Raw genomic sequence first — 14,209 nt, 5'->3', positions numbered from 1 at the left:
CGCCCCCCTCTCCCGAAGACCTTTTGCCCCTACTTGTCGGCCAGCAGCAACTCACGCTCGTCCTTCAGACCCACCCCCGACAGCTTCAGGCGACGGGCCGCGTTCAGCAGGTAGGCGAGACTGTCCGCCGCCTCCGGGTAGGTCAGACCTTCCGGGCGCACGTTGGAGATGCAGTTGCGCTCGGCATCGTTTCTGCCGACTCGCGGTGCATAGGTGAGGTAGATCCCAAGGCTGTCGGGGGAACTAAGTCCCGGCCGCTCACCGATCAGCATGACCACCTGTTCCGCCTCCAGGATCTCCCCGATCTCGTCACCCAGCGCCACCCTCGCCTGCTCAGCCACCACCACCGGAGCCACCTCCCACCCCGGCAGCCGGGCAATCACCTCCCGGAGTAGCGGAACCGCATGGGAAACCACCGCACAGGAGGAGAGCCCGTCGGCGATCACGAAGACCACCTGCGGCCGGCGGTCGCCTTTCACCCTCGACAAGAGCTCTCTGCCGGCGGGATCGAGCCGCCGGCCGAGGTCCGGGCGCTGCAGATAAAGGGCGCGGTCGACGGCACTGCTCTGCACCGCAAGATGGCTGAAGCCTCCCCTCTCCAGCAGGGAGACCACCCGCTCCCGATCAAGCGGCAGCTGCACGGCGTCCCGCGCCCTCGCGTGGGCGAGGCCGAAATCCAGCACCGCCGCGGTCGGCAGGCTTACCCCCGCGCGCCCCAGCGCGATGCGGGCGGCGGTGAAGCGACGCAGGAACTGCCAGGGGTCGGGAAAACAGGCCGCGCTCATGGCTCCTCCGCGAGCTGCCGGGCGTGTACGAGCAGGGGCTGCCCCGGCGGCGGCAGCTTCAGCTCGCCCCGGTGATCGGTGATCTGCATCTGCTCCAGCCACTCCTCGAACTCCGGCGCGCGCCGCAGGCCGAAGACCGAATTGAGGTAGAGGGCGTCGTGGTAGGAGGTGCTCTGGTAGTTGAGCATGATATCGTCGGCGCCGGGCACCCCCATGATGTAGGTGACCCCGGCGGCCCCCAGCAAGGTGAGCAGGGTGTCCATGTCGTCCTGGTCTGCCTCGGCGTGGTTGGTATAGCAGATGTCGCATCCCATGGGGAGCCCCATGAGCTTCCCGCAGAAGTGGTCCTCCAGGCCGGCGCGGATGATCTGCTTGCCGTCGTAGAGGTACTCAGGCCCGATGAAGCCGACCACCGTGTTGACCAGCAGCGGCCGGAAGGCGCGGGCCACGGCGTAGGCGCGCGCCTCGCAGGTCTGCTGGTCGACCCCGTGGTGGGCGTCGGCGGAAAGGGCGCTCCCCTGGCCGGTCTCGAAGTACATCAGGTCGTCCCCCACGGTCCCGCGCTTGAGCGAGAGCCCCGCCTCCCTGGCCTCGCCGAGCAGCGCCAGGTCGACGCCGAAGCTCTGGTTGGCCTGCTGGGTACCGGCGATGGACTGGAAGACCAGATCGACCGGCGCTCCCTGCTCGATGGCCCTGATGGTGGTGGTGACGTGGGTCAGCACGCAGGACTGGGTGGGGATCCGGTAGCGCTCGCGCAGCTCGTCCACCATGGCAAGGAGGGTCTTGATCGCGGAGAGGTTGTCTCCGGCGGGGTTGATGCCGATCACCGCGTCGCCGCTGCCGTAGAGAAGACCGTCCAGGATGGCGGCGGCAATCCCCGCCGGATCGTCGGTGGGATGGTTGGGCTGCAGCCGGACGGAAAGTCGGCCGGGGAGCCCGATGGTGTCGCGGAAGCGGGTTACCACCCGGCATTTGCGGGCGGCCAGCACCAGGTCCTGGTTGCGCATGATCTTGGCTACGGCAGCCGCCATTTCGGGGGTGATGCCGGGAGCGGTGCGGGAAAGGAGTTCCGAGCCGGTACTGCCGCTCAAAAGCCATTCGCGGAACTCACCAACCGTGAGCGAACTGATCGCGCTGAAGGCGGCAGCGTCATGGCTGTCCACGATCAGGCGGGAGACCTCGTCCGACTCGTAGGGGATCACCTGCTCCGCGAGAAAGCGCTTGAGCGGAAGCTCCGCCAGGCAGAGCCTCGCCGCCATCCGCTCCTGGTCGCTGGCCGCCGCGATCCCTGCCAGGCGATCGCCCGAGCGGGCGGGGCTCGCCTTGGCAAGCAGGTCCTTCAGGTCGGGAAATATGTACCTGCGGTTGCCGATAGTGTGAAGATAGCTCATAGGCCAGCCCTGGTTCGCATGATATAGTAAATGGGCCCCATCTTATCTCTTTGTCATGCTATTTACTGTTATCTCTTACTTGACGATTATGTCAACAAAAGAGACCGGTAGCACTCACAGTCAAGGTTATGCTTTTCTGCTCACAGGAAAGCACCAGGACAATAAGGAGATCGGCAGATGTGGATAGGACGGATAATCTTACTGTGCCTCATGCTACTGGCAGTCGAGTCCAGCGCCGAGGATAGCAAACGCTATGTCTGCACCGGCACGAAGGGAGAGCGACGGTTTACCGAAACATCCATCAGCGGATGCCAGGAGATCCCGCTTGAGCAGGGGTGGAGAAACTTCCTGGTGGCGCCGTCGGCAATCGTCGACATCAAGCCGGGAGTTTTATCCGAGGGGGATGGCGTAACCCTGTGGATGAGGTTCTACCTTGCCGAGGAAGCAGATGACGCCAAAGGGAGATGGGCCTACGACTATCTGGAGAGCCTGCACAAGTTCTATTGCGGGAAACGGGAGACGGTGCTGATCAAGGGCACCTACAAGTTGAAGGGCGAGACTGTTTTTGTAAGGTCGGCTGGCGACTCGATCATAGAAAAGGTGGATGCCGGGACGGTCAACGAAGCTATCTACCTGGCCGTGTGCGAAGACGACAAGTAGGCTGTCTTCTGCACGCGCCCCTCACTCGATCTCCGCACTTATACTGGCTAATTCCACGTTTTTCTGCTCGTCCGCCAAAATTCGGGCGATGGTCGGCCCAGCCTCGAAGGTGCAGGTGTTTTCCTCTATCTGCAGCCCGAGATTCGCCAGCCCCAGGTTCAACTCTGAGAGGATCGGTTTCAGGAAGTCATCCAAGTTTTCATTGCCCGGCGCGGCAGATGAAGGAACTATGTTGGCAGCGCTCTTGTAGAGTTGCCGTTTAACCGCCAATGGCAGCTGATCCTGGTAACGAATATAGCCGTCATAGGCCCGTTGCCACCCCGTCAACTCCATGATGTAGCCGAGTTTCAGTGACAGGCGGCAGACCTGCACGCGGCAGTCGTGGCCGGCGAAAAAAATCTCGATCGCGAAGGGTCGGTCGAGCAAAGCGTAGCTCGGCAATTCGACGATACTCTGCTTGCGCGATACGAAATCGAACCTGTTTCGAACGGTCTTCTCTGGGATGAAGAAGACCACCTTGTCGTTTCGTACCACCACGCTATGCGCCCGTATCCTGACCCGGATCAGCCCGTTGTACAAGACGATGAAGAACAGGACCATGAAGATCAATGCGCCCAGCCATTGATCGGTGGCGAGGGTATAGACCGTCCCGACCGCCAGTGGCAAGATCAGCATGTAGAAGATCATCCGCCCCAAAAACCAGATCAACCTCTGGATCCACATTCATAACCTCCTTGGCACCAGCCCCGCCCTAACCCGTTGATACCCTTCAAGCATACCAAATATCACCCGGCCGCCAATGCTGACTGACACGGAAGGGGTTACGGCAACTTTCTCAGGTAAAAAGATGGAGCCGCTTAGCCTTCTTTTTGCCATTAGCGCAGCTGCACTTTCGGTGATATTGTTAGGTGTCCTGAGCGGCTCACCGGCGGTTGTACCCGGGGCGAGCCTAAGTCATTCGTGTTAAAATACCGATAGGAGGATTGGCGAGGAGGACCCCATGAAGACCATCTTTCGTGCCTTGGCCACTATTTGCGCTGTCGCGTTGTGCGGCTGCGGGTATTCCCGCATCGGATACACCGTCAGCGAGCAGCAGACCGTCGAGCAATGCAACGTCCCCATCAAGAAGAAGGCGCACTTCAGGGAAGGAGAAGTGAAGATCCTCGGCACGGTGATCGCGCACGACCACTACCTGAACTCGGAGGAGTGCGACATCGAAGCCGTGCTGCGCAGAGTCAGGGTGGACGCCTGCTACCTGAAAGCCGATCTCATCAACATCACCTACGACGAGCAACCGGACTACAACTGGTCGATATGCTACCGGGTGCAGGCCGACCTCCTCAAATTCACCAATCCCGCCGAGGCGAAGAGCATCGAACCCGACCCGCAGTACGAGTGGAGCAAGGTGCAGGAGCAAGGTGCGATCAGCAGGGAGAAGGGGAAGAACGCCTACTGGAAGGCCCTCGGCAAGGGGATCATCGGCGGAATGCCGTGAGTGTGGGGTTGACATCGACCTGTCGCTAGAGTAATATTTCACGCACCTCACATATAACCTAGATATACGATAATACTAAACCATTCGCGAGAATGGGACGGAAAGCCTATAGGGTCTCACCGAGACAGCCGGGTCGCCGAAAATATCTGCTGATATTCGGCGGCCCGGTTTTTTTCTGTCCAATCCCCTCCCCTGACAGAATCCAGCCGACGTCGTCCATGCAATGCCTGGAGGATGTCATGCCTATCATCGAATGGAACGTCACCCTGCTGCTGGGAATCCCCAAGATCGACAAACATCACCAGCACCTGGTCCAGGTGCTCAACGATACCTATCACGGGTTCCGGGACGGCAGCGAGGTCTCCCTGGCGGTGCTGGACGACATGATGACCGCCTCCAGCCGCAATTTCATCTTCGAAGAGACGCTGATGGCCGAGACCCGCTACCCGAAACTCGCCCAGCACAAAAACGAGCACGTCATCTTCAGCCGCAGGTTGCAGGAGCTGCAGAACAACCGCAGGCAGGGGCGCAAGATCACCATCGAGCTGGTCTGGTTCTTGTGCAACTGGGTCTCCCATCACATACGGGAGACCGACGGGGATTTCTGCCGTTTCTTGGACGGGGTGCGCATGCGCAAGAGGGCGGAGGGCGAAGCCGATTGAGACGGGCGTGCGCCCACGCTGGAGGGCGCGGGGCGGCCGCGGGATGGTAACGCCGCCCCGATAAAGGGTGCGACGGAAGGAGTGTGACGCGTTCAGCAGGCCGGCTGGAACAGCCACTTCGACGGCGCCCGGCTCACCGTCCGCGGCTCGGCCGCCTGACAACGCTCCACCAGGCGCGACAGCTCGTCGGCCCGCATCGGCATCCCCAGATAATATCCCTGAATTTCGTCGCAATTGCTTTCGATCAGTGATTTGAGCTGAGGCTCGTTTTCCACCCCCTCGGCCACCACTTTCAGTTTGAGGGTGTGGGCCAGGGAGATGATCGCCTTGACGATGGTCGCGTTGTCACGCCCCTGGTGGACGTCGGTGACAAAAGAGCGGTCGATCTTGATGCGGTCGATCGGGAAGTGCTTGAGGTAGCTCAGCGACGAGTAGCCGGTGCCGAAATCGTCGATGCTGAGGCTCACCCCCAGCCGCTTGAGCGACTTGAGGATGTCTACGTTGGTGTCGGCGTTCTCCATGATCACCGTCTCGGTGAACTCGAACTCCAGGGCACCCGGCCGGATGCCGGTCTGCCGGATCAGCTCCTCGACGTTCTTCAGGAAGTCGGGATGCTTGAGCTGCCTGCCGGAGATGTTGACCGCGATCCTGAAGGGTCCCACCCCCGCCGCCTGCCAGCGCGCATGCTGGCGGCAGGCGCTCTGCAGCACCCAGCTCCCCAGCTCGCCGATGAAGCCGGAAAGCTCCGCCACCGGGATGAACTCGGAGGGGGGGACGCTGCCGAAGTCGGCGCTCTGCCACCTCAAAAGCGCCTCCACCCCGGCCACCCGCCCCGAGCGCAGATCCCACTGCGGCTGGTACAGCAGGGTCAGCTCGTCCTTGGCAATCGCCTCCCTCAAAAGCCGCTTCATGGTCACCCGCCGCTTGATCTTTTCTTCGATGGTCTCCGAGAAGAAACGGTAGGTTCCGCGCCCCTCCCCCTTGGCGTGGTACATCGCCGCGTCCGAGCACTTCAGCAGGCTCTCCGCGTCCTGGCCGTCATCGGGGTAGATGGAGATGCCGAGGCTCGCGTTGGTGTGCAGCTGCAGGCCGTCCACCTCCACCGGCTGGCTCAGCGAGCAGAGGATGCGCTGGGCCGCCAGCGAGATCTCCTCAGGGTCGGTCGCCGCGTTGAGCACCACCACGAACTCGTCGCCGCCGATCCTGGCCACCGTGTCGAAACGGCGGGTCTCGGCGACCAACCGCCTGGCCACCGCGGCCAAAAGCTTGTCGCCGCAGTCGTGGCCGAGGGTGTCGTTGATGTCCTTGAAATTGTCGAGGTCCAGGAAGATCACCGCGAACCTTCTCTGCTCGCGGCTGCACATGGCAAGGACCTTCCTGAGGCGGTCGAGGAGCGTGGCCCGGTTGGGAAGCCCGGTGAGGGTATCGTAGAAGGCAAGCTGCTCGATGATCCGCTCGGACTCGCGCCGGTTGGTGATGTCCTCGCAGGAGGTCACCACCCCCAGGCACTCCCCGGCCGAGTTGGTCACCGAGATGGAGGAGAGCCGGACCGGGAACTGCTCGCCGTTCTTGCGCACGTTCAGGCTCTCGCGCTCCCAGAGCCCCATCTTGTCGACATCCTCCGGGCGCATCGGCTTGCGCCGGCTGGCCGGCCCGAGCTGGCTCGCGTGCATCCCCAGGAGCTCCCCGGGGGCATAGCCGTGCATCTCCGCTTCCCTGGCGTTGGCGTAGACGATCCGGCCGGAAGTGTCGGTGATGGTGATGCCGACTCCGAGCGGGAGGCAGCTGACCGCCTCACGGAGTACCTTGATGCGGTCCTCGGCCCGCCCCATCTCCCGGAAGGTCCGGCTGGCCCGCAGCATGTAGCGCATGCGCTGTACCAGGATTTCCCTGCTCACCGGCTTGTTGATGAAGTCACTGGCGCCCATCCGGAAGGCCTGGTCGATGGAGTCGGTATCCTCGAGCCGGGTGACCATCAGGATGGGGGTATGCTCGTAATTGGGAAGCGCGCGCAGTCTCTGGCAGGTCTGGAAACCATCCATCCCCGGCATCACTGCATCGAGAAGGATGACATCAAACAATGAAGTGGAGGCAAGTTCGATGGCGGAGAAGCCGTCGTGCGAGGCGGTTGTCTGAAAGCCGGCCCTCTGCAAGGCGTCACCAAACACCTGCCGAGTGAAGGCATCGTCGTCGACGATGAGGATGTGTCCTGGATCTTCCAGTTCTGACTTTCGCATCGGTTCTCGCCCACCATTGAGAGAGTGGAGGACCACTCAAAGTACGGCCGTTACGGCTAAGACAGAGCGCTTCAAGGGAAAATACACATGGAGTGTATCTGTTGACTGTTTTGTGTCAACTTTTTCATTATCCATTTACGCAAATTACCCAATTCTGGGTATGCCCACCCCCTCAAATTTACTCCCCTTCCCCCCACTACCCCGCCCCGTCTTGCAAAACGGGTGGCTAGTCCTAAGCTACTTGCATCGACTCCATAGGCGCCCTGCCCCGGGGGGCTGCCACCAGGGAGGCACCATGCCCCACCAGATCATCGACAGGCAAGGCATCCGCCGGCGCCCTGAGGGGCTGCCGATCATGTACCAGTCCTGGCAGCGGCTTTTGTTCATGCACTGGCCGCTGCCGCCCCAGGTGCTGCGCCCCTTCCTCCCACCCTCCCTGGAGATCGACACCTTCCAGGGCGAGGCCTGGATCGCCATCACCCCCTTCACCGTCAAAAACGCCCGCCCGGTCTTGTTACCTCCCATCCCGTGGCTGAGCGACTTCCACGAGATGAACGTCCGCACCTACGTCCATCACCAGGGGGTGCCGGGGGTATGGTTCTTCTCGCTGGATGCCGGCAGTGCGCTGGCGGTGCTGGGGGCGCGCTTAAGCTATCACCTCCCCTACTTCAGGGCGCAGATGGAGGTGACGGAGCAGCAAGAAGGACGGGTCAGCTACCGCTCGCGACGGCTGGGGGAGGGTGAGGCCCCCGCGCAGCTGGAGGCTGTCTGGGAAAAGGGGCCGGTCTTGGGCGAGGCGCAAGAGGGATCGCTGGAATTCTTCCTGGCGGAGCGCTACTGCCTGTACTCCAGCAAGCGCGGCAGGCTCTACCGGGCGCTGATCCACCACCGTCCCTGGCGGCTTCAGCAGGCGACCCTTGCCACCCTGCGCTCCACCATGTTCGAGGCCCAGAAGCTGCCGACGCCGGCCGGGGCTCCGCTCTTGCACTACAGCGAGCAGCAGGACACCGCCATCTGGCCGCCGAAGAGGCTCCTGTGAGCAATCCGTCAGCTGTCCCATCATGACACCACCTGGCGTGTTGTGGCGGCCTCACCTTGCGGGAAAAGGGCGCCACTTGGGGGAGCCTGCATGGGAGGATACTTGCTTTTTTGAAATATTTCGTTATTTTTAATATCACGTAGCAATTCAGCCTTGCCCCCAGGCAAAAAACCTGCTATTTTGCCGGCTCGGCGGCAGAGAGGGAGCAGCCAACCGCCAGTAGAGAGAGCGACCCGGGCGGCCGCCATATCACCAGGAGATATTCAGATGACCGACGAATACCAAGCAGAAACGGGAATCCGGATCAGGAAGGCCCGCCAGTCGCTGGGGCTCACCCAGAAGCAGTTCGCCGCTTCCTTGGGGATCGTGCAGGGCTTTCTGAGCGGCATCGAGACCGGGCGCAAACGGCCCTCCGACACGCTGCTGATCGCGCTCTCCCACACCCACGGCATCAACTCCGACTGGCTCAAGGACGGCAGCGGCGAACCCTTCAAGTCACCCCCCATTTCCGCCTCCGCCACCGGTAACCGGGCACCTCTTTTGGAGATCATCCCCGACCAGTTCCCGCACAACGCAGGCGACATCCGCGGCTTCATCTCGGTCCCCAACCTCCCGCAGGGATGCTACGCCATCATCTGCTACGGCGACTTCATGGCACCCACCATCAAGGACGGCGACATCGTGATCTTCAAGCCGGACGCCGAGAGGCGCAGCGGGGACATCATCCTGGTCAACAACCGCTGGGGGGAGCCGATCCTCAGGAGGTTCCGGCTCAAGAACGACGAGGTCTACCTCGCCCCCGACAACCCCGCCTACGCCCCCTTCCGCCCCGACAGCGGCACGCGCACCATCGGCACCGTGGTGGAGGTCTGGCGCAAGGTCCGCATCTGACCCTACCGTCCTCACCCAAGCCATAAATAAAAAGGCCCCGGCAATTGCCGGGGCCTTTTTCAATTTGTTTGCCAGCTACCCTCACCCGCACGGCGGGGAGGGGCGGAACTCATCACCCTCGATAGCTCAGCATATCTTCTGCCAGTAATCGGAGCCGTTCGTCCTCTCGATCTCCCGAAGCACCGCCTCCTCATGGTTATTGGAGGCCAGGATGGCGGCGGTCTCCCTCATCCGGTGTGACAGCCCTTCCTTCTTCTTGAAGTCCTTCCCGATGGTGAACTGGTCGTATTCCCCCTTGGCATTCCTCATCTTCACGAAGATAAGCGGGGTCCGCCCCAGGGCGTCGGCTTGCAGCGGCCGCACCAGCGATTCGTACCCCTTCCAGAGGGCTGCCGAGAGGTCCTCGACCACGTCCATCTTGGGCACGATCACCCGCCAGTCGATGGCGGCGGTCATGATGATGTCCTCGGGGGGCTGGGCCACGAAGTAGTGCGCGCGCGGGGCTTCTTCGGCCAAGAACTTCAGGAAACGGTCGGAGGTGAGCGATTCGTCGACGTGCATCAAGGTGCCCTGGACCAGCATACTAGCCTCCACTGAAATTAGTCTGGGCTAAATTACCTCCATTAATTACAATCTGTCAAGCTGAGATTGGCTGGGGGCAGGAGAAAGTTCAGGATCCCTTCTGCTCCAGCTCGCTCGCCTTCTGCTGCAGCTCGCGGGCCTTCTGCTCAAGGCGTCGCCTGCGGCGTCCGCCCACGAAGCTCTCCTCGATGACGATGGCGATGAAGAGGACGATGAACAGGGCGAAGATGATGCCGAGAATCTTGAACACGGGGTTCTCCTTGGTGCTTGATAATAGCTGCTGTTACAGGTTTCGGGTGGAGGGGGGCGTTGCCTTTCAGGTGGCGATCTGGTTGCGGCCGCGCTGCTTGGCCCGGTAGAGCGCCTTGTCGGCCGCCTTGATCACCTCGGCGGGGGTGCGCATGTTGTCGCTCGAGGCGGCCACGCCGATGCTGATGGTGACGGAGACGGACTTGCCGCCGCCGGCCGCACCCCGCTTCGCCTTGCCGGCCTCGGCGTCCTTGGGGCGATCGCTCCCCCGTATCCAGAGCTGGTAGCTGCCGATGGTCTGGCGCAGCTCCTCCAGGTGGGAGGTGACCTCCTTGAGGTCCTTGCGCGGGAAGATCACCGTGAATTCCTCGCCGCCGTAGCGAAACGGCTTCCCCCCGCCCTTGACCGCGGCGATCCTGGATCCCACCATCTTGAGCACCTGGTCCCCCACGTCGTGGCCGTAGGTGTCGTTGAAGCGTTTGAAGTGGTCGACGTCCAGCATGGCCACCACGTAGCGGCGCGGAAGCCCCATCACCTGCTCGTTGAGGGCCCGCCGCGAGGGGAGGCCGGTCAGGTCGTCGGTGAAGGCCATGGAGTGGGAATCCTGCAAGACGCTGATGGTGAGGAGCAAGACCGCCGCCGCCACGAAGAGCGGCGGTACGAAATCGGTGCCGATCCGGTTCAAGACGATGGCGAGCGAGACCAGGGTCCCCAAGAGCGCCACGTCGATCGGGTTGCGCCTCTTCAGGACCCGGATCGAGATGAGCCCCCCGCAGACCAGGAACAACAGCAGCCCGAGCTGCGGAATGGCAAAACCCTGCAGGAGGCGGGCGTTGCTGAGCGGCAGGGAAATCAGTTCCGGGATGCTGCTATAGTCCTGCGGGTAGCGCACCACCCAGAAGACCACCACCGCCTGCAGCCCCAGGAACCCCAGGCGCATCCTCCCCGGCTGGGTGAAGACCCCCCGCTCGCGCATGAAGCATAAGAGGAGGAGGTTGACGGGGATCAGGATGGAATCAAACAGGTAGATGGTGCGCGGCAGGTATTGGTCGGAGAGAGGGTAGCAGCGGGCGAACAGGTAGAAGAAGCCGACCATGACCAGGGCGAGAAAGACCCTGCCCCGGTTGAAGGCGAGGCTCAGCATGAGCCCGCCGGAGAGCGCCAGCCACGGCGCATAGAAGGCAAGCTCGCGCTCCGGCGCGGAGAGGAACTGCACCTTGTGCAGCGCCGCCCAAGTCGCCACCAGGAGAGCCGCCGGCAGGGCGATGGTGGTAGCTCTTTTTACGAAGGCGTACGACAACGGGATACTCTCACCTGAGGTTGGCCGATAATGCGCGCTAATATACCTGCATCTGCAGCGTCACGCAACGGGAAAGGGAGGTCAAAACCAGATTAAGATTGAGATTAAGGAACGGCTTAGAGGCGAGACAAGATTGGCCAAAGCCTTGGCTGGAGCTGGTTTTCTTAATCTTAATCTTAACCTTAATCTTTATCTTGGGGTTTTTTAATCTCTATGTTGCGACTGCCCGTTGCCGGTCAGCCGCTTCCACCCTGCCCCGGCCAGCTCCAGCATCCCGTCCACCGTTCTCTGGTAGAACCGCTTGACCGGCATCCGGTTGACGAGAATCTGCTCGCCGGAGCGCTCCAGGCTAACCCGGTCCCCGGAGCGGAGCTGGGCGACCTGGCCGTGGTGCTCGCCGGAGGTGCCGAACAGGAAGTTGTAGCGGGACTGCCCGAGTTGGCAGGAGACGATGATGACGATGGCCTCGGGGGCGCCGCTCTTGTAATCGAAGCGGGTGGTGGCGGAGACGAAGAGCCCTTCCACCTCCCCTTCCCCCAGGAAGAGTTCCCCCACGTTCACCTGCTTGGGCTTCATCTTGCCGAGCGGGGGAAGCCCCCAGGGTGAGATGGACGAGCGGGTGCGGTCGCGGTAGTGGCGGGTCCGCTCCAGCAGGGTGACCACGTTGTTGTTGATCGGGCCGCCGATGGAGTGGGCGAGCCCCAGTTCGAAACGCCCCCCGGTGATCAGCCGGTGATTCTCCACGATCTGGATCATGCCGGTGGCTCCCAGCGGATGGCCGCGCCCCTTGAGGCCTCCGGTGACGTTGGTCGGGAAGGCGCCCTGCTCGCCGGTCAGCTCGTCGTCCAGAAGCCCCCGCACGATGCGCCGCTTGGAGACGAAGCCCAGGTCCACCATGTTGATGGGGCCGAAGCCGTTGAAGGGGTCGTGCATGTTGACGTGGATCTTGCCGGCGAAGTCGGTGATCTGCTTGATGCCGGCCATGGCGTAGGCCTCGGCAGCCGCCCGCACGGTGGCCGGGAAGCTGTGAAAGTAAGGGCGGTCGGCTATGGTGGGGATGTCGGTGGCGCTCCCCACCCCGGCCACCAGCACGTCGTGCGGGGTGGCGGAGAGGAGCACGGCGGCCACCCCGTCCGACATCGGGCAGAAGTCGTGGTAGCGCAGGGGCCACCAGTAGCGGTAGTTCTTGCCGTTCACGATCTGGCGGAAGTACTCGTCGAGCGGGATCTCGAAGTTCAGGTGGGCGTCGGGGTTCCTGGCCGCGAAGCGGTGCGCCCTCTGGGTGAGTAGCGCCGAGAAGGCGGTCCACTCCTCGTCGGAGAGTTTCAGCCGCTCGATCAGCGAGCGGGCCACCAGCGCCCCGCAGGCGGGCATGGTGAGGCCGTACTCCGCTTCGTCGCGGTCGATCACCCCCGCCACGATGCGGGTGGCCTGGGTGGTGGAGACGTCGCTCATCTTCTGGATGCCGATGGCGAGGACGTGGTCGCAGCGGCCGGAGGCGATCTGCAGGTAGGCGTATTCAAGCGCGGAGGCGCCCGAGGAGGAGGCGGTGTCGATCAGCACCGACTTGGCGCCCGAGATCCCCAGCACGCCGGCGATCTTGGCCGCGGTGTTGTCGACGCCGGAGAAGGCCACCGGGTTCTGGCAGCCCACCACCACCGCGCCGATGTCGGAGCGCCTCAAACGGCTCCCGGAGAAGACCTCACCCGCCTTCTCGGCCATCTCCAGGAAGCTCAGCGCCTCCCGCTCTTTTCCGTTGTAGCGGCCGACCGGCGCCATGAAAGAGGAGGCGACGTAGACCTCCCGCGGCGAGAACGGATCTTTCACTTGTGCCCCCCTATGCTTTCCATCCCGACGCCGGAGCGCGAATTGCGCTTGCCAGCCGGGGTCCACTCTGCTATCTATTAGAACGCTGTCACAACATACCATCTAAGGCGGTTCACATGGTAGAAAAAATTAAGAATGTAGTCGTATTCGTGCGCGACATCCCCAAGGCCCGGCTCTTCTACCGGGAGTGGCTGGGGCTTGAGCCCGGCGGCGAGACTGAATACATGATGGAGTTCCTCCCCGGCCAGGGGACCACGCTGGGGGTCTCGCTCGCCATGCACGAGGCCGCCCAGAAGCTGGTCGGCCGTCACACCGGGGTGAGCTTCAGCGTCAAGGGGCTGGAGGAGCTCTGCCAGAGCCTGACCGAGAAGGGTGTCCGCTTCACCGAGCCGCTGGAGCGTACCCCCTGGGGGAAGATGGCGGTGGTGGCCGACCCGGACGGCAACGAGTTCGCCCTGGTCGAGATGTGAGGTGCCCGGCATGAAAGCGATCGGCAGAGAGGAGCTGGACCAGCTCTCCCGGGAGGCCAGCGACAACCCGCGCCTCAGGAAGAACCTCAACCTGCACCCCAGCGACCAGAGCGCCTGCCATCGGCTCTTCAACGCCATCGAGCCCGGTTCCTACATCCGGCCGCACCGCCACCTCGCCGACGAGAAGGATGAGACCTTCCTGCTGGTGAGGGGGGCCCTGGGGATCGTCAGCTTCGACGAGCAGGGCCAGGTGACCGGCACCTCCCTCATGAAGGGGGGCGAGGTCGTCGCGGTGGACATCCCGCGCGGCCAGTACCACGGCGCCGTCTCGCTGGAGAAGGGGACCATCTTCTTCGAGGCGAAGGCAGGCCCCTACCTGCCGCTTTCGGAGAAGGAGAAGGCGCCCTTCGCGCCGGAGGAAGGGTCGCCGGAGGCGGCGGAGTACCTCAAGCGGCTGGAAGAGCTGTTCACAACCCCATCCTCACCCTGACCCTCCCCTTCAAGCACCTCATCCCCTCGCCCCCTTGGGAAAGAGGGGCAGGGGTGAGGGCGGCATTTTACGACACCTCGCGGCTACCCTCCCCCGGCCTTCGGCCACCCTCTCCCCTGAAGGGGCGAGGG

Annotated in this window: 15 protein-coding genes and 1 riboswitch; of the genes, 7 read left to right on the top strand and 8 right to left on the bottom strand. The window is 62.9% G+C overall.

Annotated features, from left to right (window positions below):
* Window positions 1-29: 29 nt before the first annotated feature.
* Window positions 30-785, bottom strand: a complete 756-nt coding sequence (gene eutC, locus VJ604_RS04655; protein ID WP_324080216.1) for an ethanolamine ammonia-lyase subunit EutC — start codon at window positions 783-785, stop codon at window positions 30-32.
* Window positions 782-2,176, bottom strand: a complete 1,395-nt coding sequence (locus VJ604_RS04650; RefSeq protein WP_324080215.1) for an ethanolamine ammonia-lyase subunit EutB — start codon at window positions 2,174-2,176, stop codon at window positions 782-784. Before VJ604_RS04650 ends, eutC begins: the two co-directional genes overlap by 4 nt.
* Window positions 2,177-2,386: 210 nt before the next feature.
* Between VJ604_RS04650 and VJ604_RS04645 the strand changes: the two genes are divergently transcribed.
* Window positions 2,387-2,836, top strand: a complete 450-nt coding sequence (locus tag VJ604_RS04645; RefSeq protein WP_324080214.1) for a hypothetical protein — start codon at window positions 2,387-2,389, stop codon at window positions 2,834-2,836.
* A 21-nt stretch (window positions 2,837-2,857) separates the two neighbouring features.
* Here the strand turns inward: VJ604_RS04645 and VJ604_RS04640 are convergent, their stop codons facing one another.
* Window positions 2,858-3,559, bottom strand: coding sequence for a hypothetical protein (locus tag VJ604_RS04640; protein WP_324080213.1), 702 nt, complete (start codon window positions 3,557-3,559; stop codon window positions 2,858-2,860).
* A gap of 277 nt (window positions 3,560-3,836) precedes the next feature.
* Here VJ604_RS04640 and VJ604_RS04635 point away from each other — a divergent pair, with 277 nt between their 5' ends.
* On the top strand, window positions 3,837-4,331 hold the full coding sequence (locus VJ604_RS04635) for a hypothetical protein (protein WP_324080212.1): 495 nt from the start codon (window positions 3,837-3,839) through the stop codon (window positions 4,329-4,331).
* 64 nt (window positions 4,332-4,395) lie between these two features.
* A riboswitch (cyclic di-GMP riboswitch) is annotated at window positions 4,396-4,472 on the top strand.
* 98 nt (window positions 4,473-4,570) lie between these two features.
* Window positions 4,571-4,993, top strand: coding sequence for a bacteriohemerythrin (locus VJ604_RS04630; protein ID WP_324080211.1), 423 nt, complete (start codon window positions 4,571-4,573; stop codon window positions 4,991-4,993).
* Window positions 4,994-5,085: 92 nt separating this feature from the next.
* Here VJ604_RS04630 and VJ604_RS04625 read toward each other — a convergent pair whose 3' ends face one another.
* Complete coding sequence (locus tag VJ604_RS04625) at window positions 5,086-7,230, bottom strand: putative bifunctional diguanylate cyclase/phosphodiesterase (protein ID WP_324080210.1); 2,145 nt, start codon at window positions 7,228-7,230, stop codon at window positions 5,086-5,088.
* Between the two features lie 295 nt (window positions 7,231-7,525).
* Here VJ604_RS04625 and VJ604_RS04620 point away from each other — a divergent pair, with 295 nt between their 5' ends.
* Window positions 7,526-8,269 (top strand): YqjF family protein, encoded by a 744-nt coding sequence (locus tag VJ604_RS04620; protein ID WP_324080209.1) that lies wholly within the window; start codon window positions 7,526-7,528, stop codon window positions 8,267-8,269.
* A 267-nt stretch (window positions 8,270-8,536) separates the two neighbouring features.
* Window positions 8,537-9,160, top strand: a complete 624-nt coding sequence (locus VJ604_RS04615) for a LexA family protein (RefSeq protein WP_324080208.1) — start codon at window positions 8,537-8,539, stop codon at window positions 9,158-9,160.
* A 126-nt stretch (window positions 9,161-9,286) separates the two neighbouring features.
* Here VJ604_RS04615 and VJ604_RS04610 read toward each other — a convergent pair whose 3' ends face one another.
* From VJ604_RS04610 to VJ604_RS04595, 4 genes are all read right to left on the bottom strand, one after another.
* Window positions 9,287-9,742, bottom strand: coding sequence for a hypothetical protein (locus tag VJ604_RS04610; RefSeq protein ID WP_324080207.1), 456 nt, complete (start codon window positions 9,740-9,742; stop codon window positions 9,287-9,289).
* 88 nt (window positions 9,743-9,830) lie between these two features.
* Window positions 9,831-9,992: a hypothetical protein gene (locus VJ604_RS04605; RefSeq protein WP_324080206.1), complete on the bottom strand. Its 162-nt coding sequence runs from the start codon at window positions 9,990-9,992 to the stop codon at window positions 9,831-9,833.
* A gap of 66 nt (window positions 9,993-10,058) precedes the next feature.
* Complete coding sequence (locus VJ604_RS04600) at window positions 10,059-11,291, bottom strand: GGDEF domain-containing protein (RefSeq protein ID WP_324080205.1); 1,233 nt, start codon at window positions 11,289-11,291, stop codon at window positions 10,059-10,061.
* A 204-nt stretch (window positions 11,292-11,495) separates the two neighbouring features.
* Window positions 11,496-13,118, bottom strand: coding sequence for a thiolase family protein (locus tag VJ604_RS04595; RefSeq protein WP_324080204.1), 1,623 nt, complete (start codon window positions 13,116-13,118; stop codon window positions 11,496-11,498).
* A 116-nt stretch (window positions 13,119-13,234) separates the two neighbouring features.
* Here VJ604_RS04595 and VJ604_RS04590 point away from each other — a divergent pair, with 116 nt between their 5' ends.
* Both VJ604_RS04590 and VJ604_RS04585 read left to right on the top strand, forming a co-directional pair.
* Complete coding sequence (locus VJ604_RS04590) at window positions 13,235-13,588, top strand: VOC family protein (protein ID WP_324080203.1); 354 nt, start codon at window positions 13,235-13,237, stop codon at window positions 13,586-13,588.
* Between the two features lie 10 nt (window positions 13,589-13,598).
* Window positions 13,599-14,078: a WbuC family cupin fold metalloprotein gene (locus tag VJ604_RS04585; protein WP_324080202.1), complete on the top strand. Its 480-nt coding sequence runs from the start codon at window positions 13,599-13,601 to the stop codon at window positions 14,076-14,078.
* The last annotated feature ends 131 nt before the right edge of the window (window positions 14,079-14,209 follow it).

The sequence above is a fragment of the Geomonas sp. genome (genome assembly GCF_035254065.1).
Lineage (GTDB): Bacteria > Desulfobacterota > Desulfuromonadia > Geobacterales > Geobacteraceae > Geomonas.
The sequence above is the reverse complement of the archived record's forward strand: the minus strand, read 5'-3'. Positions and strand labels throughout refer to the sequence as shown.